Annotated in this window: 19 protein-coding genes, 2 tRNA genes and 1 other RNA gene; 10 read left to right on the forward strand and 12 right to left on the reverse strand. The window is 61.4% G+C overall.

The features are described from left to right. Positions 1-384 (reverse strand): OsmC family protein (locus VIH17_10400; GenBank protein HEY4683644.1); only part of this gene is annotated, 384 nt, incomplete at its 3' end. Positions 385-684: 300 nt separating this feature from the next. Here VIH17_10400 and VIH17_10405 point away from each other — a divergent pair. The 3 genes from VIH17_10405 to VIH17_10415 all read left to right on the forward strand — a co-directional run bounded on the left by VIH17_10405 (position 685) and on the right by VIH17_10415 (position 3,853). Beyond that, positions 685-1,545, forward strand: a complete 861-nt coding sequence (locus VIH17_10405; GenBank protein ID HEY4683645.1) for a DUF4097 family beta strand repeat-containing protein — start codon at positions 685-687, stop codon at positions 1,543-1,545. A gap of 268 nt (positions 1,546-1,813) precedes the next feature. Next, complete coding sequence (locus VIH17_10410) at positions 1,814-3,592, forward strand: OmpA family protein (protein HEY4683646.1); 1,779 nt, start codon at positions 1,814-1,816, stop codon at positions 3,590-3,592. Between the two features lie 184 nt (positions 3,593-3,776). Continuing rightward, positions 3,777-3,853, forward strand: a tRNA-Pro gene (locus VIH17_10415). Between the two features lie 190 nt (positions 3,854-4,043). On the opposite strand, the gene nth is transcribed toward VIH17_10415, so the two are convergent. The 10 genes from nth to ssrA all read right to left on the reverse strand — a co-directional run bounded on the left by nth (position 4,044) and on the right by ssrA (position 11,654). Beyond that, a complete protein-coding gene (gene nth, locus VIH17_10420) occupies positions 4,044-4,769 on the reverse strand; it encodes an endonuclease III (GenBank protein ID HEY4683647.1) in 726 nt (241 codons plus the stop codon). 105 nt (positions 4,770-4,874) lie between these two features. Beyond that, the gene (locus VIH17_10425; GenBank protein HEY4683648.1) at positions 4,875-5,621 is read right to left on the reverse strand and encodes a chlorite dismutase family protein; all 747 of its coding nucleotides are present in this window, start codon (positions 5,619-5,621) and stop codon (positions 4,875-4,877) included. 220 nt (positions 5,622-5,841) lie between these two features. Then, positions 5,842-6,504, reverse strand: coding sequence for a non-canonical purine NTP pyrophosphatase (locus tag VIH17_10430; protein HEY4683649.1), 663 nt, complete (start codon positions 6,502-6,504; stop codon positions 5,842-5,844). Between the two features lie 14 nt (positions 6,505-6,518). Then, complete coding sequence (rph, locus tag VIH17_10435; GenBank protein HEY4683650.1) at positions 6,519-7,289, reverse strand: ribonuclease PH; 771 nt, start codon at positions 7,287-7,289, stop codon at positions 6,519-6,521. 311 nt (positions 7,290-7,600) lie between these two features. Beyond that, on the reverse strand, positions 7,601-8,671 hold the full coding sequence (locus VIH17_10440) for an IS110 family transposase (GenBank protein HEY4683651.1): 1,071 nt from the start codon (positions 8,669-8,671) through the stop codon (positions 7,601-7,603). Between the two features lie 190 nt (positions 8,672-8,861). Next, a complete protein-coding gene (locus VIH17_10445; GenBank protein ID HEY4683652.1) occupies positions 8,862-9,494 on the reverse strand; it encodes a GerMN domain-containing protein in 633 nt (210 codons plus the stop codon). 9 nt (positions 9,495-9,503) lie between these two features. Then, positions 9,504-10,307, reverse strand: coding sequence for an N-acetylmuramoyl-L-alanine amidase (locus tag VIH17_10450; GenBank protein HEY4683653.1), 804 nt, complete (start codon positions 10,305-10,307; stop codon positions 9,504-9,506). A gap of 158 nt (positions 10,308-10,465) precedes the next feature. Next, the gene (locus VIH17_10455; GenBank protein ID HEY4683654.1) at positions 10,466-10,612 is read right to left on the reverse strand and encodes a hypothetical protein; all 147 of its coding nucleotides are present in this window, start codon (positions 10,610-10,612) and stop codon (positions 10,466-10,468) included. A 2-nt stretch (positions 10,613-10,614) separates the two neighbouring features. Further along, the gene (locus VIH17_10460) at positions 10,615-11,016 is read right to left on the reverse strand and encodes a hypothetical protein (protein ID HEY4683655.1); all 402 of its coding nucleotides are present in this window, start codon (positions 11,014-11,016) and stop codon (positions 10,615-10,617) included. A 288-nt stretch (positions 11,017-11,304) separates the two neighbouring features. Further along, positions 11,305-11,654: a transfer-messenger RNA gene (ssrA, locus tag VIH17_10465) on the reverse strand. A 218-nt stretch (positions 11,655-11,872) separates the two neighbouring features. Here ssrA and VIH17_10470 point away from each other — a divergent pair. The 4 genes from VIH17_10470 to VIH17_10485 all read left to right on the forward strand — a co-directional run bounded on the left by VIH17_10470 (position 11,873) and on the right by VIH17_10485 (position 16,830). Continuing rightward, on the forward strand, positions 11,873-12,607 hold the full coding sequence (locus VIH17_10470; GenBank protein HEY4683656.1) for a hypothetical protein: 735 nt from the start codon (positions 11,873-11,875) through the stop codon (positions 12,605-12,607). Between the two features lie 113 nt (positions 12,608-12,720). Next, positions 12,721-15,003 carry a transglycosylase SLT domain-containing protein gene (locus VIH17_10475; GenBank protein HEY4683657.1) on the forward strand — a complete coding sequence of 761 codons (2,283 nt, stop codon included), beginning with the start codon at positions 12,721-12,723 and terminating at the stop codon, positions 15,001-15,003. Between the two features lie 7 nt (positions 15,004-15,010). Continuing rightward, positions 15,011-16,285: an aminotransferase class I/II-fold pyridoxal phosphate-dependent enzyme gene (locus tag VIH17_10480; protein HEY4683658.1), complete on the forward strand. Its 1,275-nt coding sequence runs from the start codon at positions 15,011-15,013 to the stop codon at positions 16,283-16,285. 173 nt (positions 16,286-16,458) lie between these two features. Continuing rightward, positions 16,459-16,830 (forward strand): hypothetical protein, encoded by a 372-nt coding sequence (locus VIH17_10485; GenBank protein ID HEY4683659.1) that lies wholly within the window; start codon positions 16,459-16,461, stop codon positions 16,828-16,830. A 515-nt stretch (positions 16,831-17,345) separates the two neighbouring features. On the opposite strand, the gene VIH17_10490 is transcribed toward VIH17_10485, so the two are convergent. After that, positions 17,346-17,421, reverse strand: a tRNA-Ala gene (locus tag VIH17_10490). A gap of 344 nt (positions 17,422-17,765) precedes the next feature. On the opposite strand from VIH17_10490, the gene VIH17_10495 reads away from it, so the two are divergent. The 3 genes from VIH17_10495 to VIH17_10505 form a co-directional block, all read left to right on the forward strand. After that, the gene (locus tag VIH17_10495; protein ID HEY4683660.1) at positions 17,766-18,419 is read left to right on the forward strand and encodes a sigma-70 family RNA polymerase sigma factor; all 654 of its coding nucleotides are present in this window, start codon (positions 17,766-17,768) and stop codon (positions 18,417-18,419) included. After that, complete coding sequence (locus VIH17_10500) at positions 18,416-19,066, forward strand: zf-HC2 domain-containing protein (GenBank protein HEY4683661.1); 651 nt, start codon at positions 18,416-18,418, stop codon at positions 19,064-19,066. Before VIH17_10495 ends, VIH17_10500 begins: the two co-directional genes overlap by 4 nt. A gap of 189 nt (positions 19,067-19,255) precedes the next feature. After that, positions 19,256-19,944: hypothetical protein (locus tag VIH17_10505; GenBank protein ID HEY4683662.1), on the forward strand; the 689-nt coding region annotated here is incomplete at its 3' end.

Here is a 19,944-nt window from a genome sequence, read left to right on the forward strand (position 1 = left end):
ACAGCTCTTCTCCGCCTTCTCAATCAGCCTGGCGGCACGGTCGCGCTCCGCCTCGGTAGATACGGTGATGCGCGGCTGGAGGACGATCTCGGTAATCAGGTAGCCCGGTCCGCCCTCGGCGGAGCTCTTTTCGAGTTTGCCCGTTCCTACTGCTTCGTAGGAAACGATGGCGAGTTTGGAAATCTCGGCGATCGCCAAAAACGTGGTCAACAGGCAAGCGTTTGCTGCCGCCACATAAAAGTGTTCCGGTGTCCACATCCCGGCGCGGCCGCGAAATTCCTCCGGCGCAGAAAAGTCCAATTCCGGCAGGGAATCGGATTGCAAGCGTCCGTCCCGTCCGCCGGCCCATGTAATTCGAGTGGTATAGAAATAAGGCGGTCCCATCAGCGCCTCCTTGACTCATCTGCGGATGCAACCGCTGGCCGTGCTTCGCCAGCGGTACCGCCACAACGGCAAAACTGGGCGCGAGTCAGGTCGCGCCCGGCGAACGGCGCAGGCGTTCCTCCAAGATTCTGCCTCATTTTGCCTGTCTCCGGAAGGAAGTCCTGGCCGGGTCGCCCCGCCGCGGCTGGGGGCTCTCCCGTTACCGCCTGCCGCCGCTCACTCTTTTCCGCTCCCGCCGTCAAACTTTTGAAGGCCCGCGTTCGTATCCTTAAGACAGGTATTTGGTTGAGGAGGAGAACGGTGCTGAGCAAGATGCTTTTGCTGACGTCTTTTCTTTTCTTCGGGGTTTCGAGCCCGGCAAGCGGATCGGAGGCAGGGACGAAGGTTTGGTCGAAAAACTTCGCCGTGAAAGGAACTCCGGAAGTTGTGGTCCGCGCGGGCGACGGAAACATCCAGGTCATGCCCGGTGACGCCCAAAGCGTCAAGGCGGAAGTCCACGTCGTCGGCTGGGAAATTGGTCCGCGGGAGGTGGAAATTTCCGATAGCCAGAGCGGCGACCGCGTGGAAATCCGTATCCGCGTGCCGCACCGCTGGCGCTGGCACACCGGGCGGCGTTCGGTTGACGTTTACCTGACCGTGCCGCAGAAAGCGAACCTTGATCTGGACACCGCTGATGGCCGGCTGGAAGTGCGGGGCGTGGCCGGAAATTTCCACGGGCACACCCGCGACGGCAGCATCCTGGTAAATGATGCGGAAGGGCAGTTGGATCTCGTCACCGGCGACGGCCGCATGGAGGTCTCGGGCAGCCAGGGGCGCCTCCGAGGCCATACCGGCGATGGTTCGATCCGCGTGGATGGAGTTTACAGTGACCTCCAGCTTGACACGGGCGATGGGAGCATCGAGGCGAGCCTGCGGGAAGGTTCAAGGATGGAAGGAAGTTGGTCGCTGCGCACCGGCGACGGCCACATTCGAGTGACCTTGCCGGCAAGCTTTGCGGCGGATCTCGATGCCCACACCGGCGACGGCCGGATTACGCTCGACATGCCCGTCACCATTAGCGGCGCACTCAGCCCGACGGAGATTCGAGGAAAATTGAACGGCGGCGGGCCAACCTTGAGCTTGCGTTCCGGCGACGGCTCGATCTCCGTGGAGAAGCGTTAGGCCCTCTCGGAATCGCCACGATTACCTTCCGATGTGCCAGCAGGAGAAGTTTCCGCGCTGGCCGTGCCGTTCCAACTCTTCGGGGGGTATTTCTTCTGAGTCTGGCTCCAACAACCTCGATGCGGGTACGCTGGAACGGGATGGACAGGCTCATCAGGTGAGAACGGCACTGGTTGACCGTTAATCAGTTGAATAAACCGAAATTGACAGAACCGGGCCATTGGCCGAAACTGTAGAAGTCCTACCCCTGAAAATGGAAGACAATCCCATGCGAAAGATAGGCGCGCTTTGCCTGATGGTGTCGCTCGTGCTTGCCGGCGCGGCGAGAGCGCAGACGCGCCGACCGCGGAAGATTGGCGGGGAAATCAAGCGCATCGCATTGCGCCAACCGGGAGCCATTTTGAGCTTCCGCCACCGCGCCGGAGCCACCGAGGTGACCCTGCGGGGCACCGAGCGCGCTCCCAGCGCCAAAGGTTTTTGCAAGGTAGAGAGCAAGGCCGGGTACCTGGAGATTGACTTCAACTACGGCTCGATCACCGGCCTCGTGCCCGCTCGCAACTTTGGCAAGGACTACCACACTTTTGTGCTATGGGCCGTCTCGTTGGACGGCGGAGCTCAAAACATCGGCGAAATCCTTCTCGATCCGGCTCTCCCCAGCTTTGGCGGGATTAATACCACCACTTCTTATCAAACGTTTTGGCTGATGATTACCGCTGAACCGGACTTCGCCGTGCACGACCCCAGCCCGATGGTCATCATGCTGAGTCAGAGCCAGGAGAACCTCGGTACCACCAACCGGGCTATCCCCGTCCAGGGAGACTTGATCTTCTACACGCAGTACACGAATTATGCGAGCGCGCTCGCTACCACCCTGCCGCCCAGAGACACTCCCAACGAGCTCCTGCAGGCGCGCAAGGCAGTCGAGCTGGCTGCCGCTTCCGGCATCTTGAAGGATCCGACGCCGGTGGAAGAAGGGCCTTCCGCCGACGAATTGCGGGCGCGCGAGGCGCTCACGACCGCGCGCGACTTTCTGGCTCAGGCCGAAGAGGAGCACTCCCGAAGCCCTCAGAGCAAACACGGTATCGGACTGGCTCGCACCGCGACGCAGATCGCTGAGAATGCCCGCGCGCTTGCCGTGGGGGCAGTCGGCGAAGTGGTGATCCGCCAGCTCGACCGTCAACTGGTTGCCGCCGAGCAAGACCTGGCTCGAGCACAACAGGAAAATGAGCAGCTCAAGGCCGCTCTGGCCGAGCGCGACACCCGACTCGCTCAACTTCGTCAGCAGTTCGCTGACTCCGAGGCGGGGGTGGCGCGCGCCCAGGGCGAAATGCAGAGACTCGGAGGCGAACTGCTGCAGTCCCGGGCGGAAAATGAACGGCTGCGAGCGGAGCTGGCTTCGGCCCAGGCGCAATTCGCTTCGCTCCAGCAGCGGATCAGCGGGCTGCGCGATGACCGGGAGAGAATTTGTGGCGAACTTCGCCGCCAGCTTGCATCGCTCGGCCAACTGACCCATCGCGGCGGCAGGATGGCGCTCACCCTTGCTTCCGACATTCTGTTCGATTTTGACAAGCATGACCTGCGCCCGGTGGCGCGCGAGCGCCTGGCCAAGGTGGCCGTGCTTCGCCAACTCCTTCTTCCGCAAGCCGCCGTGAAGTACGAAGGGCACACCGACCTGGTTGGTTCAGCGGAATACAACCAGTGGCTCTCCGAGCAACGCGCCCTTCAGGTATATAGCTATCAGACGCAACAGCAGATCGAATTGATGGAGGAAGCTCGCCGGGAGTTTGCCGCGCAGCAACTGGAGGCAGCCAATCAACTTCTGCTCTTGGACTTTCCCACCTCCCGCCGCGAGGCGACGAAGCGAAGCCTTCTGCTGGCAAGCCTGGCCGATGTGGTCGAGGGGAAAAGCTTCCGTGAACCGGAAATTCCGGCCAAAGGCCCGCAGGAGAAGAATCGCCGCGTGGTGCTCTTGTTTCCTGAGACGGGCGCGGGGCAATTGGCCTCGGTCTGCGAGCAACCGGCCGAATCCGTGCTCCCACAATCATAGACTCGTGCCGTTGCAACTTGATGCGCCGATGCATCCCGTTCGCACTCGCCCGCATCGAGCTTGTCAGTACGGGGCGGGGAATAGCCTCACGTACTTGGAACGGCACTCGCCTTGCCGCTTGCTGCCGTGCTCTGCTACTCTTGGAGAGCCGGGTTTACCCTGAACGGGTTCACCGTGAACGGGTCGGGGCGTGGCGCAGCCTGGTAGCGCACCTGCCTTGGGCGCAGGGGGTCGGAGGTTCAAATCCTCTCGCCCCGACCAACTTCCTGAGCGACCGCCAAGTTCGTCTGGATTCGGCAAGCTCACCACAAGTGGGTTCCCTTCGACCCTTCGCCACACTCAGAGCAAGCGCCAAGCTCACCGCAAGCCGAGTGGCGTCGCCTCTCGGATCTCAGACCTGAGACCTGAGACCTCAGACCTCAGCCCTCTTCCTTCATCCCAAGGGCAAGCCCTAGATCATTTTATCTTTCGAGTAGCAGACTCGCTCCAGCACGCACTCCTTGCACTTCGGTTGGCGCGCCCGGCAGGTTTGCCGGCCGTGCCAGATCATCTGGTGGGAGAACAGAATCCATTTGTCCTGAGGGATGATTTGCATCAGGTCTTGCTCGATCTTCTTGGGGTCGTTCTGCTGAGAAAGGTCGAGCCGGTGGGAAAGCCGAAGCACGTGCGTGTCCACGACAATGCCTGAAGAGATGCCAAAAGCGGTGCCGAGCACGACATTGGCCGTCTTGCGCGCCACGCCCGGAAGGGTCAGCAATTCCTCCATCGTTTGGGGCACTTTGCCGCCAAACTCTTCCTGGATCTTCTTGCAGGCTCCGATGATGGATTTTGTTTTGTTGCGAAAAAATCCAGTGGATTTGATTTCGCGTTCGAGCTCTCTCGGAAGGGTGTAGGCAAAGTGGGAAGCGGTCGGATACCTCGAAAAGAGTCCCGGCGTGACCATGTTCACCCGTTTGTCGGTACACTGGGCGGAGAGGATGGTGGCAATCAGGAGTTGAAGCGGATTCTGGTGTTTCAACGCGCAGATGGCCGCCGGGAATTTCTCGTCGAGACCCGCCAGGATCGCCGCCACCCGTTTGGGGTCGGTTCCCCGAGCTTTTAGCGGCCGAGCGGCTTTGGCCAGCCTTTTCCCGCTCCTCTTTTTTATGGCCGGTAATTTTATCTTCGTTTTTGCCATGGGTCGGACAAGCTCACCACAAGCGGAGAGACGTTGCGACGGAGGCCCGCCTCAGGCAAACCGGGCTTCCGCTTTAAGGGTGGAGGCGCAAACGCCTCCGCTCGATCAACCGCCGAGGAGACTCAGAACCTCGTCTAGGGTGCGATGGATGCAGGTAAAGATCGGCGTATCGCGGAGAGTGTAGAGGCTCGACTGGCTCTCGCGCAACTCCATCACCAGGTCGAGGAAATCCGCCGGTTTGTCCGTCTCGAACGCCACCACAAATTCCTGGTCATCGAGACCAAACGAATACGTGGTATTGAGCTTCACCGAAGGGTACTTGTGCCCGATGCGGATGTGCTCATTCATGATTTTTTGGCGTTCTTCGAGCGGCAAGAGATACCACGCGCGTGTTTTGAGAAACGGATAGACAAAAAGGTAGCGATGCTGGCCGGGAACAATCTGGGCCCGCGTATCGAGCTGGCCCTCGTGGACGTGCTCGCGCGTGTAAATCGAGCGCTTGGTCATCGAAAGGAAGGAATAGGGCGTGGCGAGATAGCGTCCCACGCCGGTGGCCAGCATTTCCGCGGACATTTGCTGCATGAGTTCCAGGTCATATCCGATGCGCCAGAGCATGAAGTCGCAATCGCTCCTCGTGCCCATGGTCGAATAAGGCAGCACCATGAGCCGAGCGGCGGCGTAGGATTCGATGACCTGGCAAAGGTCTCGCTTGCCAGCCTCGCGCTGCTTGGCGTTCAGCCGCCGCCACGCCGGGTTCACCTTGTAGAAGGCGAAATTCACGTACTGCCGGTGAACCTCTTCGTTGGCCGATAAACTTCCACCTTCTCCAGGGCGAAGCGCGGAACCGCCCATCAGGACCTCCCCGAGTTTCCAACAGAATCAGAAAATATAGCACACGCGGCTGCCAGCGTCATCCTCGCCAACCTAAGGGTCTGCCTACTAGAGGATTGGAGCGGAATTTGTTCCGAGTCCGCCGCGGCGGACCGAGGGAGCGCCGACATAGAGGAGCTCAAAGAACAGGGGCTTCAGGCCCTGATGCTGAATCCATCAGATGGCCTCTGCGGGTGCGCAATCAGAAGGAACGCAGGAAGGCAACCAGTCTGTGGAAGGCCTTGCCGCGGTGGCTCACAACGTTTTTCTCGGCGCGGCTGATTTCAGCGAAGGTCTTTTTCAAGGGCACGTAGAAAAATATCGGGTCATAGCCGAAGCCGCCTCTGCCCCGCGGCGCGGTGAGAATCTGCCCTTCGACAAAGTCAGAGAACAGCGCGATGAGTTGCTCCCTTTGCGCCAGCGCCAGAACACAGATGAAGCGCGCGCCGCGTAGGCTTTCGGGGAGGTCTTTCATGGCTTCGAGCAGTTTCCCAATGCGGTCGGCGTCGCTCGCGCCCACGCCGGCATAGCGAGCGGAACCAATCCCCGGGGCGCCACCGAGCGCGTCCACCGCCAGGCCTGAATCATCCGCCAGCACGAGTCCTTTAGTGAGACGGCTGAAGTGCAGCGCCTTGCCGGCAGCGTTCAGGGCGAAACTGGGATAACCTTCGGCGAATCGCGGCAATTGGTCGAAATGGGGCAGAAGATGCGCCTCGATACCTGCTCTGGGGAAAGCACTCCGTCTCCCACGGCGTGCCCGAGTCGGGCGTGTTGGAGCTTCCAGCGTCAGGGAAGCCAGGGCAAGCTCGCGCAACTTACCCGCGTTCGAGCTTGCCAGAAAGAGTTTTCTGCGGCTTGGCGGCACGGAGGTTCGGCGGCTCACCGTGGACGTTCAACGTGAACGGTCTGCCGCAAGCCCCGAGCTGGCGGGGCCAGCGGCACGATCGTTCTCTCGATGGCAATGAGCTGGCGGATGCCGGTCTCCGCCATCTGCAACATCATATTCATCTCCGCCTGCGAAAAGCTGCGACCTTCGGCGGTGGCTTGCACCTCGACGAACTTTCCCGACCCGGTCATGACCACGTTCATGTCCACCTGGGCGCTCGAGTCCTCTTCATAAGCGAGGTCGAGCTGGATCTGATCGTGGACGATGCCGACGCTGATGGCGGCGACGTAGTCGGTGACGATCGTGGCCGGCAGTATTCCTTGAGCAACCAGTTGCTGCCCGGCCAGCGCCAGTGCCACAAAGCCGCCGGTAATCGAAGCGGTGCGGGTGCCACCATCGGCTTCGATCACGTCGCAATCCACAATAATCGTTCTCTCGCCGAGGGCAGCAAGGTTGCTCACCGCCCGCAGCGAGCGCCCGATCAGCCGCTGAATCTCGAGCGTGCGGCCGGATTGCCTCCCGCGGGCCGACTCGCGCGGCGTGCGTTGAGCAGTTGAGCGAGGGAGCATGCCATACTCGCCCGTTACCCAACCCTTGCCGGAGCCTTTGAGGAACGTGGGGACGCCGGCCTCGACTGTCGCGGTGCAGATCACCCGCGTCTTGCCCACTTCGATCAGGACACTCCCTTCGGCAGTAGAAACAAAGTTCGGAGTGATCTTTACCGGCCGCATGTCGGCCGGGGCCCGACTATCCGCTCGGTTCAACAAAGCCTCCATCGAGTCAGGAAATAGAAATCATCTATGAGGCAGGCGCCGGTGTCAAATTCTTCTCTTAAACAGACCTCTTTCTTTTTCTGGACAGCGCGGAGCTGTCGGCGAGGACGAAGTTGAACAACGCCGTTCGACATCGGGTCGGTTCTGAATTCGTCCTTGGTTCGGTTGCGATCAGCGACGCGGTTCCATCCCTGCCGGATCCGGGTCGCGATCACTCATCTATTCGGGCCCCTGGGCCCATGAGGACGACTCCGCGCTGCCCCGGCGCGAGGCCGGGACAAGCGGGCGGCCCCATCAGAAGGTCAGCCATCCCGATGAATCGGGAGGCTACTGATTTCTCGGGCACGCCGCGCGTCGCGACCTCGGCGCCGGAACTCGTCGTAGTCGATCTGGTCTCGCAGCATGCGGTAGAGCCGCAGAACCAGTTTGCGGGCCACGGCCACGGCGGCCACGGCCGCATGCTTTTTCACCAGCAGATGGTAGTAGAACCGGCGCAGGTCGTCGTCCTGGCCGGGTGCGACCGCGTGATGGGCGGCTTCAATCAGCAGGAAGCGCAGCAGGCGGTTCCCCTGCTTAGAGATGTGGCCATACCGCTGGGTCTCGCCGCTGGAATGTTCTTTGGGATCGAGCCCGCAATAGGCGGCGATGCGACGGGCGCGATCGAACCGTGTGACCGGCTCGAGCGTGTGCACCACGGCCAGGGAGGTGAGCAGACCTACGCCGGGGTGCGTGCGCAGCCGAGTCACGCGCGGGTCGTCGGCAGCACGGGCGTCCAGAATCTCTTCCACTTCCAGGATCTTTTTCTGGAGCGCTTCGAGCAGGGCGAGCGAGTGCGTGCGCTGGGTGGCGTCGGCACCGTCGAGCGGCAGAGCGGAGAGCTGCTGCCGCCCGCGGGCGGTGAACAGCCCCGGCCCCAGCCGCAGTTGATGATTGAGGGCCACGGCCTGCAACCCGTTGCGCAGCATGGTGCGCATGCGCACCAGGCGGTGGCGGTAGCGCAGCAGGCCGAGCACGTCGCGGCTGGCCGGCGGCGGAACGTGCACGGCGGGGAAATCCCCGCGCAGGAGCAGGTCGAGAAGCAGCTCGGCATCGCGCCGGTCGTTCTTCTGCCGGCGCTTGGCGAACTTGCGGATGGCAGCGGCATCGCCGACCAAGACGTGATGGCCCTGTTCGGCGAGCAAGCGATGAAACCACAGGGCGTAGCCCGACGACTCCAGCCCGACGATGGCGGGAGCGGCGAACTGCGCGTAGAAGGCAGGCACGTTGTCCCGCTCGTGATCGAGCGTGCGCTGGCGGATCACGCCGTCCTCCGTGCTACACCAGCAAACCGTCTGGCTGCGAGCATGAAAATCGACTCCGAGATAAACTGGCATGGGCGCCTCCTTTCGACCCTTGTCGAACGGTCTGGGCAAGCTTACCAACGCTCGCCCGAGGAGGCGCCTGCCTCATAACATCAGAAAAGCGAAAACCGAAAAACGAAAGGCGAAAAACGAAAAGCAAGATCCCCTCCCGAATCGTGAAGTTTCGGGATCGGGACTGCGCTTTTTGGTTTTCTCCTCCTATCTACCATCTGGCGCCAGGTGTCATCCCGGAGCCTCCGGATCGCGCCGGGCTTCGAGACACATCGTAGAAACAGCCCAGGTCCACGTGACCTGCGACCGTTTCTACTTCCTGGCCCTCGATCAAGATCTTGACGCGGCGAATTTCTTTGAGGTTGGCACTGAGCGACCGGACAATGGAATCCACCGCCACTTGTTCCGTTTCAATCCCGGAGGGGGTGCCGTTGGCAAAGCCCTGAGAAAGATCCACCACGGCGGTGCCATCCGCCAGCAGGAAGACTTCGTGCACCAGCGTTTCAGCGGGCAGGGTTCGCAGCGCCGGATCCGCCGGGCCGACAATGAGCGCGGCCACAATTTGCCTGGCTTCGCGGGCCGGTTCTTTCGCCAGCGGCATCTCCACCTCGCGCGCCTGGAGCGCCGTGGTACCGGGGGCAGAGAGGTAGAACAGCTTCACTTTGCGGGCCTGGTCGGTCGGCCGGACGATCGCCAGTTGCGCCAGTTGGTGAAGCTGAACCTCTTCGGCTTGCTTTTCGGCGCGCAGACCGCGGATTCTTTTCTCGAGCACCCGAATATAAAGCGCCCCCGCCGCCACACTCGCCACGGCCACGATGATTACAATGCGCAGCGCCCGAGACATCTTTTTGCTTTATCGCGTTCCTTGTGCAACAGGCGCAAACCGCTCGACGGCTCCGGCCAGCGCTCTTGCCAGTCGTTCTTCGAGGCCGGCCAGCGCCGCCGCATCCCGGACAGAAACGCTGCCGATTTCGAGCGCGATGGCGGGACAAGCTGCCCCGCGCAGCACGCGCAGGCTCGCTTCGCCCACGCCGGCCGCTGAACCCGGCGCCTCTTGCTCGATCTGAGCCTCGAGAAGCTGCGCAAAGGCGCGACTTTGGTCCAAGTATGCTGCCTGTGCCTCTTCCCAGGCCAGGAATTCGTCCGGCGGAGCGACCGTCTGGCCCCCGGGGACGCGGTAAACAAAGATCCGGACCATGCGGGCCGCGCCGACCGTGCCGAAATGGATGGTCAGGAAAAGGTCGGCCCGGCGCCCGTTGGCGAGGCCAGCGCGATCATCGAACGAAGGGTTCTGATCCCCCTCGCGGGTGAGCACAGCCACTACCCCCGCTTGCTCCAGTTGCCTTTGCATGGCTTGCGCATATTGCAATGTCAGGTCCTTTTCAATCAAACCGGTGGGACCGCGCGCGCCCGGGTCGGTGCCGCCGTGCCCGGGATCAATCACCACGAGTCGCTTGCCCGCCAAAATCTCTTTCGCGCTGTTTTCCCCATTGCTTTGGGCGGGCTTGCCCGGTTCGGGCTTGCTGGTGGCGGGCCCCGTACCGGCGCGGTACGGGGCGGGCGGCGATGCGGGAGATTGGGGCTCGGCGATCATCCCGAAGCTGGCCACGGCGAGCGCAGCCAGCAAGGCCAGGGCAGAGGCGGACTTAAGCTTCATGGGAAAAGGATTCCAGACATCCGCTGGTGATCGAAGCCAATCGCTGGCTTTGACCAGAAGCGTTCGATTACCGCCCTATTCTACAGGAGAGTGCTCGATTCTCTTAGCGGAGTCGCAACTTTGTGCGGGTTTGGGTTGCTCCCCGGGGGCCGGGGCTCTTAGTGCCGTTCCAAAATCTGTTCAAAGCCGCGGTAGAGCGTTCCTCCCGAGCGCGCTTCCACCACCCTGCCGTCCTCCACGACGGCCTCCACCCGGAGGTGGCCTTCGATGCGGGTCAACGGGTCCACCATCACGCGCGTCTTCATGGCTACCTCCTCTGATAGAGCGGCGAGTGAGAGTCGGGGAAACCCGGCTCCGTGCAACCCATGCAGGGTGCGTTGGCGCTGATGCACCAGTTGACGCCGCTATTCCACTGGCGCACGGGGCAGTCGGCGTGGGTGAAGGGACCCTTGCAACCGATTTCAAGCAGGCAGCCCTCCTCGCCAAAATTGCTGGCGAAGATGCCTTCATCGAGGAAGTCGCGGCGGATGCAACGGTTGTGCACCGTCCGGCCAAAGTAAACTTTCAGCCGGCCGAATTCGTCGAGTTCTTTCGGCTTGGGCAAGCCATAGAGCAGCAGGCGAGCCACGGTTCCGATAAACCATTCCGGGTGGCAAGGGCATCCGGGGATATTCACCACCGGAGTGGAGATGTTGAGTATCTTCAGCACCTCGCCCACGCCTTTGGCGCCGGTCGGGTTCGGCTTGGCCGGAGGGCATTCCGCAACTTGACGGATGGAAAGACATTAGGCCGGGGAAGGCACTACAGCGAATCGCCAGGCGACAAATTGTCGGCCCAAACTGGCATGCTTTTCAGCGAAGCACAAGTTGTCCCGAAGGACAGAAGCAACGAACCAAAGGAGGTAGAGGAAGTAAAGGAGGCAAAGGAAGCAGAGGAGCAGAGGAACTAATGTTGTAGGGGCGTACGGCTGTACGCCCTGCTGGTGTTCATTGCGAGATGGTGGAGGCGGCGGGAGTCGAACCCGCGTCCGAAAAGCCGCACAGCGAAAAGCCTACATGCTTATCCGGTTCTGTTTGTTTCGCCCCGCCGGATCAAGGACCGGCAAAAGGCCGGCTTGGCTAGCCCGAGAATCTTGCCCGGCGGTCTCAGGCGGCAACCGCAAGGCCAGCCCACAAAGTTTACGCCTCGTTACGCCCTATGGGCGAAGCGCAGGAGACGAGCCGCCTGAATTAGGCAGCCAGTGCCAACTGTGTATTGGCAGTTGTGTTCGTTGCACCAGATTACGGGCTGATACTCCCCGGCATGCCTTTTCGCCGCTTATGCTTCCGTCGAAACCGTTTCGCCCCCAGAACCACAAGCGACAATTCCAAGCTATCACCGGCTGCTTTGGATGTCAATAAAGCCGATCGCTGCTCACCGAAGATAGGGTCCAGTACCTCTGTTAACCTGATGGAAAATAAGGGTTGACAGCATCTTTCTCTGACCGGATAATAGCTGCTCGCCTCCCCTTCCACCCCGGGAGAAGCATGCCCTCTGGGTCTCGTTCAGACGCCTCCAACCAAGCCATGACAAAGGTTCTGGCCGATGCCATGCGCGGCATCTCCAGGCAACTGGATGAGCTGAACGTGGCTGTCCGAAATCTGGTCGATGGCATCGCTGCTGATAGTCCCGGCTCGAGCGAGGTCATGGCGCTCGTGATTCGTGCGGAAGCTTCAGCGGCGGCTCTTGCGGCGGCGATTCGGGTGATTTCAACCTTCGCCAGCGGCGGTTTCTCGCGCCAAGCAGTCCTGGCCCAACCGGAGGAACCACCGGTTCTCGCGCCGCCGACGCCCGCGGTGGAGGAAAGAATTAAAACCGCTGCTCCACGGCCTGCCGTCTCACCCCCTCCGGAAGAGCTGGAACTCGAGATCGTGCACCTGCCCTCGGAGGAAGTCTCTGTGCCCGAGCCGGCCGAGACTGCTGCCGAACCGCTCCCCGTCCAAGAGCAGTTTGACATGGGGCGACTTTCGGCAGAAGAACAGGATTTGCACCGCAGGGCGCAGAAGTTTGCCCGCGTCGCCGTACAGGACATCTTGCTCTACAAGCGCGACCAGGTAAATCAAGGGCGCAAGAACAAGGACCTTTACAACCGGCTGAAAGACGAGATTGACAAGAGCCGCGAGATTTATGAGCGCCGCTTTGCCCGCATCACTCACCATCCGATCGACCATTTCTACAACGAAGTACTTTCCGTTCTCGCTGAAGGCGATCCGGCGGCACTCGGCCACTATCCCTATCCGCTACCAGCCGCTCGCCGTTGACGGGGACCGAAACGGTTATAATGGCAATCCCGTTGTACGGGAGAGAATTCGCTTCGCGCTGACCCGGATGACGTCTGCCTCGCGCAGGCAAGGCAGACGCCGACCATAATTCCATGCTGAGCCGGTTCTTGCTCCGCGCCACCCTCTGCAGGCTGACACTGCTGGTCTTTTTCTCCGGCTCGACTTGCGCCGCCATGTCGCGGCTGGAATCGGCCGCTCAGGCCAGGCAGCAACTGTCGCTTTTGGCGCATCGTCTTCAGGAGGAGTCCCGTACCGGAGAGGCACCTGGCAAGGCGCAATCCGGCGCTTACCTTGCCCTCGAAAAGTTTGCGCGGCGGCACGCCAAGGATTCATTGGGGCCGCTGGCTGCCCTTTTGCTCGGTCATAGAGATTTTGGACTCGCGCGCTACGCCGAAGCCGAGGGGTGGTTTCGCCAGGCCGCACTGGCTTGGGGGGGATCAGCCTCAGCTCCGGAAGGGATCGAGGCGCACCTTGGCGACTACGCCGAGTGGTATCTCGCTCAATCTCTTGCCGCACAGAAAAATTACGAGGCTGCTGCCGAAACTCTGGCAGACTTTCCGGGAAAGTATCCCGACAGTTTGTTGACGGATAACGCCGTCGAGAAGCGCGCCGCATGGTTGCTCGAGGCAGGGCGAGCGGAAAAAGCGATCGAGAGCCTCCAAGCCTTTCGCCCCGCAGAGCACCGCCCCGCCTTGCTTGTTGTCCTGGCGCGAGCTTACGAGGCGGCCCATCAGCTTCCCCAAGCGGCGGAAACCTACCAGCGAGTTTATTACGGCTATCCTGTGAATGGGGAAGCAGCAACGGCGGCGGGGGGCGCGCTGGCCCGCCTCGAAACTGTTCTCGGGGAGAACTTGCCGAAAGTTTCGACTGCGCGCCGGTTGGCTCGTGCGGACTCGCTCTACGCCGCGCGCCGTTGGCGGCAAGCCGAAATCGAGTATGAAGAGTTGGCCCGGGCGACTGCCGGGGCTGAAAAAGACGCTGCTGTGGCGCGCTTGGGGGGCTGCTTCTTCCAACAGGAACAGATGGATCGCGCCATCCAACATCTGGCTGCGTTCGAACTGGCTGACGGGCCTTCTGAAGCCGAGCGGCTTTTCTACCTCAGCCAGAGCTATCGCGCCCTGGATCTCGAAAAAGAGATGCTCGCGGTGGTCACCCAGGCGAGCGCCCGAATCCCGGAAAGTCCGTGGCACGAGGAAATCCTTTTCGCGACGGGCAATTACTACCTGCTGAAGAACAACGACGCGCAGGCCACCCAATTCTACAGTCGAGTCACCGAAAGCTTTCCGAACGGTCGCTACGTCCAGAGAGCGCGATGGAAAGTGGCGTGGCATGCATACTTGAGCGGCTTGCCCGAAGCCAGCCGCCTGCTGCGCGAGTTCATCGAGCGATACCCCAACTCGCTTCAAGTTCCGGATGCGCTTTACTGGTTGGGCCGGTTGGCGGAAATAGAAAACTACAACGCAGCACGCCCCTTCTACCAAGCGCTCAGCCGGCGGTTTCCGCACAACTATTTTTCCCAGGATGCCGGGCGAAGGCTTTGGGCAGCCGGCTGGTGGGTGAGCGCGGAACCGGCGCCGGAATGGCTCGAACAAATTTCGCCGGCGGGGGAATTGCCGGACACCAACACGCCCGCTCCGGAAGCGGCTCGTGTCCGCTGGCAACGCTATCTCGACTTGCGGTTGATCGCGCTTGACGACCTGGCGGCGGCTGAGCTGCGGACCGCCAGCCGGCTGGTCGCTTGGCCGGCGATTTTGTTGGAGTTAGCGCGCGACGCCCACACGCATGGCCGGACGGCGGAAGCCTTTGATGCGCTGTGGCGTCTCTATCCCGACTTTTTCTCGCGGCGCATGGACGAAGTCCCGCTCGAGCTCTGGCGCATGCTTTTTCCCGTGCCTTATGAAAAGCTTATTCGGAAATGGTCGAAGAGGCACCGGCTCGATCCGTTGCTGGTGGCGGCGTTGATCCGCCAGGAGTCTGCTTTCGCTCCGCAAGCCGTTTCCAGCGCTGGCGCGGTTGGCCTGATGCAATTGATGCCGGCAACGGCGAAGCGGCTGGCAGGCGAGCGCCGGCAGCGCTTTCGGCTCTCCCGGCTCACCGATCCGGACTACAATATCAATTACGGGTGCTACTACCTGGCTCAGTTGATGAAGATGTTCGGCGATGCCCGTTGGGGGCCGCCGTGGCGGGGTGGCGCGGAGCTGGCTCTGGCTGCATACAATGCCGGGGAAGAGGCTGTGCAGCATTGGCTGGAAACTCGGCAAGAAGCGGACGCGCAAACGTTTGTGGAAAATATCCCTTACTCGCAAACACGCGAGTATGTTCAGGTCATTTTGCGAAATTATAAGCTCTACCGGGAGATCTATTCCCGCCGGTGAAATGCAGATGAACCCGTACGGGGCCATGCCGGGCAAGCCCGCCCAAGGCAGTTCAGGGATAACGGGAAAAGCGTTTTTGGCGGGGAAGCGCATCCTTTCTCGAAAAGCCGGCCGTTTCACTGAATCGGTCATCCGCGAGATGACCCGGCTGGCGATGCAGCACGAGGCCGTGAACCTGGCTCAGGGCTTCCCTGACTTTCCCGCGCCCGCAGAGGTCAAACAAGCCGCCATCGAGGCCATCAGCCGGGACGTCAACCAGTATGCCATCACCTGGGGAGCAAAAAGCCTGCGCGATGCCATCGCCGCCAAGATGAAGCGCTGGCAGGGACTCGAGATCGACCCCGAGCGAGAGATCACCGTTTGCTGCGGCGCGACCGAGGCGATGCTCTCCGCCATGATGGCGGTCATCAACCCCGGCGACGAGGTGGTGATCTTCGAGCCGTTTTATGAGAACTACGGGCCGGACGCCATCCTTTCCTCTGCTCGGCCGCGCTTTGTGGCGCTCCACCCCTCCCGTCCGGAAGCTTCGGGAGGCGGCATGGCCGATTGGCGCCTGGATGAGAAGGAACTGGCCGCTGCGTTCAACGATCGCACCAAAGGCATCATCTTGAACACGCCGAACAATCCTACCGGCAAGGTCTTTCGCCGCGCTGAACTCGAAATGATTCGCGACCTCTGCGTGAAGTGGGACGTGCTGGCCATTACCGACGAAATCTACGAACACATCCTCTATGACGGCTGGCAACATGTTTCCATCGCCACCCTGGAGGGCATGCGCGACCGCACCATCACCATCAACGGCCTCTCCAAAACCTATAGCGTGACAGGCTGGCGGGTTGGATGGGCGGTTGCCTGCCCGGAAATCACCGGCGGGATTCGCAAGGTCCATGATTTTGTCACGGTGGGGGCGGCGGCGCCGTTGCAGGAAGCCGGGGCGGTGGCGCTTTCGCTGCCCGATGCTTACTATGCCGAGCTCAGCCGCGCCTACCAGTTGCGGCGCGACCGCCTGCTGGCTGCTCTTGAGGAAGCTGGCTTCCATTGCTCGAAATGCGAAGGCGCGTACTACATCATGACGGACATTAGCGCTTTTGACGCCGAAGACGACGTCTGTTTCTGCCGCTTTCTGTTGGAACAGATCGGGGTAGCAGCGGTGCCCGGGAGCAGTTTCTACCACGCGCCCTCGGCTGGGCGGCAACAGGTTCGCTTCTGTTTTTGTAAAACCGACCAGACGCTCGACGACGCAGCCCGACGGCTGAAGTCGCTCCGTCCCGCCAAAAGGTGAGAGGCGGATACGCGCAGGGGTCTCGGCAGAGATCGTGGAACTGATTGGCGGCTTCAGCCTGTGCTAAAATTCCGTGCTTTCTTTAACGGGTGGCGCACGCCCGCCGCGGTTCACCGCGAGGCTTCACCATGGGCGGCGGGTAGGCGAGGCACGATGGACCATCGGGAGCATCCATGACGGCGGAACTCTTGCCACGCGGGAGCGTACTCAGCTCGAACGGGGAAGGAAGTCCGGTAGAAGTTCCCGCGGGGCGCTCTTTTCTTTGCTTGATGGTCATTGAGGCGATGATCGAGCAGGAATCGCTGGACGTTTCGATCTGGGGTTCCGAGGACGGCAGCAACTTCATCGCCAGGCCGCTGGTGAAATTTCCGCAGCGCTTCTACTCGGGGCGCACCCAGGTGGTGCTTGACCTCGCTGATTTCCCCGGCGTGAAGTATCTCAAAGCCCGATGGGAAGTGCTTCGCTGGGGCCGCGGCTCGCCCCAGGCTATGTTCCGAGCGCACGTCACGGTCGAAGAGATGGCCCGGCCCGTCAGCGTGCAATAGTCTCCAATCAAGCGATAAGACCACTCGCCGGTTCCCCAGCTTTCTCTCACCGATTAGGAGCTTTTTAGGAGCAGCCTCGACGGGCTCAAGGATGAGATCGTTTGGTAGTGGGGGAAAGAAAGGGGTAGGAAGTCTTTCGGTCGGTTGCCTTGTGGTGGTGGACTTCCTACCCCCCTGTTGTGGTCTGTCTTTAAAGACGCAAGTTGGGACAAAAAGTTTCCTGGGAATTTGTAAAATCTTGTCAATAAACACCCGGCTGCGGAAGAAGGGCCAGGGCAAGGACGGCGAGGTCGCCATCGGAGATCAGACACAACCCCTGAATCAGGGGGCGTGCCGCTAGATTCTTTGTTTTCAGGGAAACGATTGAAAGATATGGTGGAGCTGATGGGATTCGAACCCACGACCTTCCCGATTGTCATCGGGACGCGCTAGCAACAGTGCTCGGTGACCAGTGCTCAGCGACCAGTGGAAACCCTGCGGAGGACTTAGCTATAGAAGGGCATCGGGAGAGCAATTGGTGGAGCTGATGGGATTCGAACCCACGACCTCCTGACTGCCAGTCAGGCGCGCTCCCAACTGCGCCACAGCCCCACGGCGGTTGATTCTTGCATCTTGCCGATTGGATTGTCAACGCAAGGAATCGGGAAAAGGAGGAACGGTGCGACGTTCGCTCCGCCCATGTAGGGGCAAGCTTCAGCTTGCCCTTGACCTGTTGCCCTTGACCTGACTCGGGGCGGTCTGAAGACCGGCCCCTACACGAACGAAGAAGACTCGGGGCGGTCTGAAGACCGGCCCTACACGAACGAAGATTGTCATCGAGGGAATTCCGGCGTATCTTAATAGAGGCTGAGGAAACCCAGGCGAGGTATTTGGTGTCTAAGGATATAGGGAGAGGTAACGCTCTCGGTAGGGTGTGGGCGGACATGGCGCATGGCATGAGCGAACTGATCGCCACCTTCGAGACTTCCTGCGACGAGCGCGCACTCGTCCAGGAATTGCGCACTGGTTCGGAGACGGCCTTTGCCTGGCTGGTGGCTCAATATCAGGATGCGATCTATAACCTCGTGTTTCGCATTCTTGGCGATTCGGGCCGCGCCGCGGACACGGTGCAGGAAGTGTTTCTGAAGGTGTTCCGCGGCATCAACGGTTTTCATAGCGGGAGTTCGATTAAAACCTGGATCTATCGGATCGCTATCCGCGAAGCTGCCAACCAGAAGCGGTGGTTCTGGCGGCACTGGCGGCACCAGGTTGCCATCGAGGAGAAGGAATCATGGGGCAAGGCAGCGGTGCGCGAGGCGCTGGTGGATCGCGGCGAATCGCCGCTCGCGGCCGCCATGAGCGCCGAGCTGGAAGGGGTGGTGCATCGCGCCTTGCAGGCCGTTGCTGAACCCTACCGCTCCGCCGTTGTGCTGCGCGACATTGAGGGCATGGCGTACGACGAAATTGCCGACGTTCTGGAGATCTCCCTGGGCACGGTGAAATCGCGCATCCTGCGCGGCCGCCAAGCTCTCCGGGCCATTCTCGAACCTCATCTCAACGGGCATCGCAAGGCCGGAACAGGCCGCGCCGGGGCGGGGAGGGAGTCATGAGTTGCGCCGGGTTCAGAAAGAATCTCGCGGGCTACCTCGATGAGGCCCTCACCGCGGAACAGAATCGCGCTCTCGGCCAGCATCTGGAGACTTGTGTGGGCTGCCAAGCGGAATTGAAATACTACCGGCGTTTGCGGCAGGTGCTCTTGAATTTGCCTCGCCTTGCCCCGCCACCCGATTTGGCGCTGGCCATTCGCGTGCTTGCTTCCCGGCAGAGGGCGATGTGGTGGGCGCGGTGCGGGCTTGCCTTTGAAAACGTTCTGCGGCCGCTGGCGGTGCCGACCGCCACCGGGGTTCTGACCACCCTGATCTTCTTTGGGGTTTTGATGGGATCGTTTTTCGGTGGTATGCCGCGCGGCGCGGTGGTGGGCGACGTGCCCCTCAGCTTGGCCACTCCGCCGCAACTGGTCAGCGCGGCGCCCTCTGAGTTCAACACGATTGACGACACGGTCGTGATCGAAGTTCAGGTGGATGCCCGCGGCCACGCTGGCGACTATCGGGTGCTTTCTGGTCCGGCGTCGCCAAGGCTCGGGCGGCAACTCGACCAGTTGCTCATTTTCAGCCGCTTCCATCCGGCGACCGCCTTTGGCGTGCCGACCGCGGGCCGCCTGATCCTCAGCTTCCGTCGCGTGAACGTGCGTGGCTAGTGCCGTTGCCACCTGTTCACGCAGGGCTGAACGGACGCATGTCCAACCATGAGATCTTGCCAAGGGCCAACTCCGTAAGGGGAGACAATTGGAGCACCACCAGCCGCCTTGACTTGCCCGAATCGCTTGACTAGACTCGCCCGATGGTACCTTGAGCAACCGCCCCTTCTGCCCCGCGCTGAGGCGGCGTTGCCGCCGAGCGTACGCTACGGAGAGTTGACCACGCGACCGGTGAATCCATCCAAACTGTCACGGCGGCTGACCCTTTTCGCAGCAGCCTGGCTGGGCTTGGCTCCAGACGCGGCCGCCCAGCTCAGGGTTTCGCTGGATACGAGTCCGACTGTTTTCACCGTGATGGCTGCCATTAACGCTGCCGGATACGACGCCGGCGCCTATGCCTGGCCGAACCCGGTGCGCGACCGGGTTCGCGCCCGCCTGGCCCAGAGCGAAGCTCCCTCGTTGACTGCGCTCAAGAAGTTCTTTGTGGATCACCATCGTGAAGACCCGAGTGCGGAACTCGCTCAATATGTCTCCTTTGCCCTTGTGATCGGCGGGCCACCGAACTTTCCCTTCGCCATGCCGGAGAGCGAACTGCCGCCGGACGTCCTGGCGCTCGACGGGCTCGATGAGCTGATCCGGGATTTCTACCGGGAGGCGGGCATGGCCCGGCTTTGGGAAAGTTCGCGGCCGGAGATGGAGCGTCAACTGGCCGTGTATCAACCCCAAATCAATCTGATGATCGAGCGCACGAACGGCTACTTGCGCTTCCAGGAAGGCTACCCTGACCGCAGCTATGTTGTGCTTTACGATCCGCTGGGAGCGCCCGGGCAGACCAATGCCCGCAACTACGGCGCGAATTACTACTTGGTCTTTTCGCC

The organism is Candidatus Acidiferrales bacterium, from assembly GCA_036514995.1.
Classification (GTDB): Bacteria; Acidobacteriota; Terriglobia; order Acidiferrales; family DATBWB01; genus DATBWB01.